3 protein-coding genes are annotated in these 5154 nt (G+C 67.3%); 1 reads left to right on the forward strand and 2 read right to left on the reverse strand.

Annotated features, from left to right (window positions below; translation table 11 throughout):
* Positions 1-44: 44 nt before the first annotated feature.
* Together ACFU53_RS46405 and nrdR are read right to left on the reverse strand one after the other, a co-directional pair.
* Positions 45-2942, reverse strand: a complete 2898-nt coding sequence (locus tag ACFU53_RS46405) for a vitamin B12-dependent ribonucleotide reductase (RefSeq protein WP_384006266.1) — start codon at positions 2940-2942, stop codon at positions 45-47.
* 160 nt (positions 2943-3102) lie between these two features.
* Positions 3103-3666, reverse strand: a complete 564-nt coding sequence (gene nrdR / locus ACFU53_RS46410; RefSeq protein WP_384006268.1) for a transcriptional regulator NrdR — start codon at positions 3664-3666, stop codon at positions 3103-3105.
* A gap of 539 nt (positions 3667-4205) precedes the next feature.
* Here nrdR and lexA point away from each other — a divergent pair.
* On the forward strand, positions 4206-4982 hold the full coding sequence (gene lexA / locus ACFU53_RS46415) for a transcriptional repressor LexA (RefSeq protein ID WP_020114122.1): 777 nt from the start codon (positions 4206-4208) through the stop codon (positions 4980-4982).
* The last annotated feature ends 172 nt before the right edge of the window (positions 4983-5154 follow it).

Raw genomic sequence — 5154 nt, forward strand, 5'->3', positions numbered from 1 at the left:
TCACCGCACCGGACGGTCATGTCACGCCTTGAAGGCGCTCACGCTCAGCTGCAGCCGCTGGTCGAGCCGCAGCCCTCGCAGATGTAGCAGGAGCCGGCCCGCTGCATCTTCGTACCGCAGGAGAAGCACAGCGGAGCGTCGGCCTGGATGCCCAGCTGCATCTCCACCAGCTCGGCGCTGGTGTGGGCCTGCTTCGGGGCGGGCTTGGCCCCCTCGTCGTCGGCCTTCGGAGTGGAGACGGCCTTCAGGGACTGGCGCGGCGCCGACTGGGAGAGGCCCTCGACGTCGACCTCCACGTCGTCGAGGATTGGCTCGTACGAACCGGTCTCGAGGTGGCGCTGACGCTCCTCGGCGGAGTGAATACCGAGCGCGGAACGGGTCTCGAAGGGCAGGAAGTCCAGCGCCAGGCGGCGGAAGATGTAGTCGACGATCGACGCCGCCATCCGCACGTCCGGGTCGTCCGTCATGCCGGCCGGCTCGAAGCGCATGTTCGTGAACTTCGAGACGTACGTCTCCAGCGGCACGCCGTACTGCAGACCCACCGATACGGCGATCGAGAAGGCGTCCATCATGCCCGCGAGGGTCGAACCCTGCTTGGACATCTTCAGGAAGACCTCGCCCAGGCCGTCGTCCGGGTAGGAGTTGGCGATCATGTAGCCCTCGGCGCCGCCAACGGTGAAGGACGTCGTGATGCCGGGACGGCCCTTCGGGAGGCGCTTGCGGACCGGGCGGTACTCGACGACCTTCTCGACCGTGGCCCGGATCGTCTCCTCAACCTTCTCGGTGATCTCCGCCTTCTCCGAGTCCTTGGTCTTGGCGGAGAGCGGCTGGCCGACCTTGCAGTTGTCGCGGTAGATCGCGAGCGCCTTGACGCCGAGCTTCCAGGCCTCGAAGTAGATCTCCTCGACCTCCTCGACGGTCGCCGTCTCCGGCATGTTGACCGTCTTGGAGATGGCGCCGGAGATCCACGGCTGGATGGCGGCCATCATGCGGACGTGGCCCATCGGGGAGATGGCGCGCTCGCCCATGGCGCAGTCGAAGACCTCGTAGTGCTCCTGCTTGAGGCTCGGGGCGTCGATCACATTGCCGTTGTCGGCGATGTGGGCGACGATCGCCTCGATCTGCTCCTCCAGGTAGCCCAGGCGGCGCAGGGCCTGCGGGACCGTGCCGTTGACGATCTGCATCGAGCCGCCGCCGACCAGCTTCTTGAACTTGACCAGCGCCAGGTCCGGCTCGACACCGGTGGTGTCGCAGGACATGGCCAGACCGATCGTGCCGGTCGGGGCGAGCACGGACGCCTGTGAGTTGCGGAAGCCGTTCTTCTCGCCGAGGCGGAGCACGTCCTGCCAGGCCTCGGTGGCGGCGGCCCACACCGTGGTGTCCAGGTCGTCCATGCGGACGGACGTGCCGTTGGCGTCGGAGTGCTGCTTCATGACGCGGTTGTGGGCGTCGGCATTTCGGGCGTAGCCGTCGTACGGGCCGACGACCGCGGCCAGCTCGGCGGAACGCTTGTACGCCGTGCCGGTCATCAGGGAGGTGATGGCGCCGGCGAGGGCGCGACCGCCGTCGGAGTCGTACGCGTGGCCGGTCGCCATCAGCAGGGCGCCGAGGTTGGCGTAGCCGATGCCGAGCTGGCGGAAGGCGCGGGTGTTCTCGCCGATCTTCCGGGTCGGGAAGTCCGCGAAGCAGATGGAGATGTCCATCGCGGTGATGACGAGCTCGACGACCTTGGTGAAGCGCTCGACCTCGAAGGACTGGCTGCCCTTGCCGTCGTCCTTCAGGAACTTCATCAGGTTCAGCGAGGCCAGGTTGCAGGACGTGTTGTCCAGGTGCATGTACTCGCTGCACGGGTTCGACGCGGTGATCCGCCCGGACTCGGGGCAGGTGTGCCAGCGGTTGATCACACCGTCGTACTGGATGCCCGGGTCGGCGCAGGCCCACGCGGCCTCGGCGAGCTTGCGGAACAGCGCCTTGGCGTCGACCTTCTCGATGATCTCGCCGGTCATACGGGCGCGGAGACCGAACTCGGTGCCGTTCTCGACGGCCGTCATGAACTCGTCGTTCACGCGGACCGAGTTGTTGGCGTTCTGGTACTGGACGGACGTGATGTCGTCGCCGCCCAGGTCCATGTCGAAGCCCGCGTCGCGCAGGGCGCGGATCTTCTCCTCTTCCTTCACCTTGGTGGCGATGAAGTCCTCGACGTCCGGGTGGTCCACGTCGAGGACGACCATCTTGGCCGCCCGGCGGGTGGCACCGCCCGACTTGATCGTTCCTGCGGAGGCGTCGGCGCCACGCATGAAGGAGACCGGACCGGACGCGTTGCCGCCGGAGGAGAGCAGCTCCTTGGAGGAGCGGATGCGGGAGAGGTTCAGTCCGGCGCCGGAGCCGCCCTTGAAGATCATGCCCTCTTCCTTGTACCAGTCGAGGATCGACTCCATGGAGTCGTCGACGGACAGGATGAAACAGGCGGAGACCTGCTGGGGCTGAGGGGTGCCCACGTTGAACCAGACGGGGCTGTTGAAACTGAAGACCTGGTGCAGGAGGGCGTACGCCAGTTCGTGCTCGAAGATCTCGGCGTCGGCGGGCGAGGCGAAGTACTTGTTGTCCTCACCGGCCTTCGTGTACGTCTTCACGATGCGGTCGATCAGCTGCTTGAGGCCGGTCTCGCGCTGAGGGGTGCCCACGGCACCACGGAAGTACTTGCTGGTGACGATGTTGACCGCGTTCACCGACCAGAAGTCGGGGAACTCGACGCCGCGCTGCTCGAAGTTGACCGAGCCGTCGCGCCAGTTGGTCATGACGACGTCACGGCGCTCCCAGACCACCTCGTCGTACGGGTGCACGCCGGGGGTGGTGTGGATGCGCTCGATACGCAGGCCCTTGCTCGCCTTCGTGGCCTTGGCGCGGGAACTCCGTGCCGGACCGCTCGCCGTCTCTGTCATGCCGCCTCCCTGTACGGGCGAAAACGCCCTGAAGTGCCACGTTGTTCCCCGTGACACGGTGTTCTGTCTTGTGCCGCGACCTGGCTGACACAGCCGTTCGCGACAGGTCTGGATCGCCGCCGATCGTCCGGACCCGCTGATCCGGCGGTGCGGCCCGCCGTCAGTCGGCGGCGTTGGCGGGCACGGGGACTTCGGCAGTCCCTCCGGACCCGCGGTCGTTCTCCAGGCGCTCCTCGACCGCGATCTCGACGTCCTCGTCGTTCGCGTCGGGGCGCTTCCCCTGCTCTTCCCTGAGTTCCGCGATGGCGGCCTCGAAGTCCTCCAGCGAGTCGAACGCCTTATAAACGCTCGCGAACCGCAAGTAGGCGACGAGGTCGAGCTCCTGCAGCGGGCCGAGTATGGCCAGTCCCACGTCGTGGGTGGTCAGTTCGGCGCTGCCGGTCGCACGCACCGCCTCCTCGACCCGTTGGCCGAGTTGAGCCAGCGCGTCCTCGGTGACAGGCCTCCCCTGGCATGCCTTGCGGACGCCATTGATGACCTTGGTACGGCTGAAGGGCTCGGTCACGCCGGACCTCTTGACCACCATCAGCGAGCACGTCTCCACCGTCGTGAAACGACGGGAGCAGTCGGGACACTGGCGGCGCCTGCGGATCGACGTGCCGTCGTCCGTCGTACGACTGTCGACGACGCGGCTGTCGGGGTGCCTGCAGAAGGGACAGTGCATAACTCCAACCCTCCTCACAGCACGACTCAATAGGCCCCACAGGCCTCTTGGGCCCCGCGGAAGCAGCCCCAAGCATAGGGGATGACCAAGAGCCCTCGGACCCGGGGGACCACAACTTCTGGGCCGTTGTTGCAATCCAAGCACTAGATGTAGGGCTTGGCACGTAAATCCACCCACGGCGCGCGTGTCGCCCACGTATTGGCATGTGCCAGACGGGGGCACCGTCGCGGAGCGCAGCCGTACCGTCGCGGAGCGGACGGGGATACGGTGGGCGCCGCGGAAAGAGGGGTCGTTACCCGATCGACGGAGTACCGGGTGGCAGACTGGGGCCGCGCGGCGACAGCGGCCCACAAGGCCCTTTGCCCCGGCGGTGAAGAGTACAGCAATCAACACTTTTGTCCGCCGGAGCCGCAAGCCCTACACCCAGGCACATGGTCACGTCAGGCAATTCACGGTTTTTCACTCGAACGTGTGTTTGGCGCAACCTTTCGAAAGCAACTACCGTTGTGCTGCACGGGAGACCATCGAGAGGGGCCGAAGTGACCACCACCGCTGACAGTGCCACCATCACTGCCCAGGACCGCTCCCAGAGCCGACTCGAGCCGGTGCATGCGATGAACGAAGCCACGAACCATGAAGGGCCCAAGCGAGCCCTGCCCGGCCGACCTCCAGGCATCAGGGCGGACAGCTCCGGGCTCACCGACCGGCAGCGCCGGGTCATCGAGGTGATCAGGGACTCGGTGCAGCGGCGCGGATACCCGCCGTCGATGAGGGAGATCGGCCAGGCGGTCGGCCTGTCCAGCACGTCCTCCGTGGCGCACCAGCTGATGGCCCTGGAGCGCAAGGGCTTTCTGCGCCGCGACCCGCACCGCCCGCGGGCGTACGAGGTCCGCGGCTCCGACCAATCCTCGGCACAGCCGACGGACACGGCGGGCAAGCCGGCCGCTTCGTATGTGCCGCTCGTCGGCCGGATCGCCGCCGGTGGCCCGATCCTGGCCGAGGAGTCCGTCGAGGACGTGTTCCCGCTCCCCCGCCAGCTGGTGGGGGACGGCGAGCTCTTCGTCCTGAAGGTCGTCGGTGACTCCATGATCGAGGCCGCGATCTGTGATGGTGACTGGGTGACGGTCCGCCGTCAGCCCGTCGCCGAGAACGGCGACATCGTGGCCGCCATGCTGGACGGCGAGGCCACGGTCAAGCGCTTCAAGCGCGAGGACGGCCACGTCTGGCTGCTCCCGCACAACGCCGCCTACGAGCCCATCCCGGGTGACGACGCGACCATCCTCGGCAAGGTGGTGGCCGTTCTGCGCCGCGTCTGACACCCAGCGGCGGACGGTCGCCCGTGCCTGTCCCCGCCCCTGATCCGGGCCCCGGAATCCACTGCGCCGGTTCCGGGGTCCTGGGCTGTCCAGAGCCCGCCGAAGAACCGCAGTCCGGGCTTTGAGCCTGTGCGCAGAACGGCCGGTGGCCTGTCCCGTGGACGATCGGGAC

This window comes from Streptomyces sp. NPDC057474 (assembly GCF_042802555.1).
Taxonomy (GTDB): domain Bacteria; phylum Actinomycetota; class Actinomycetes; order Streptomycetales; family Streptomycetaceae; genus Streptomyces.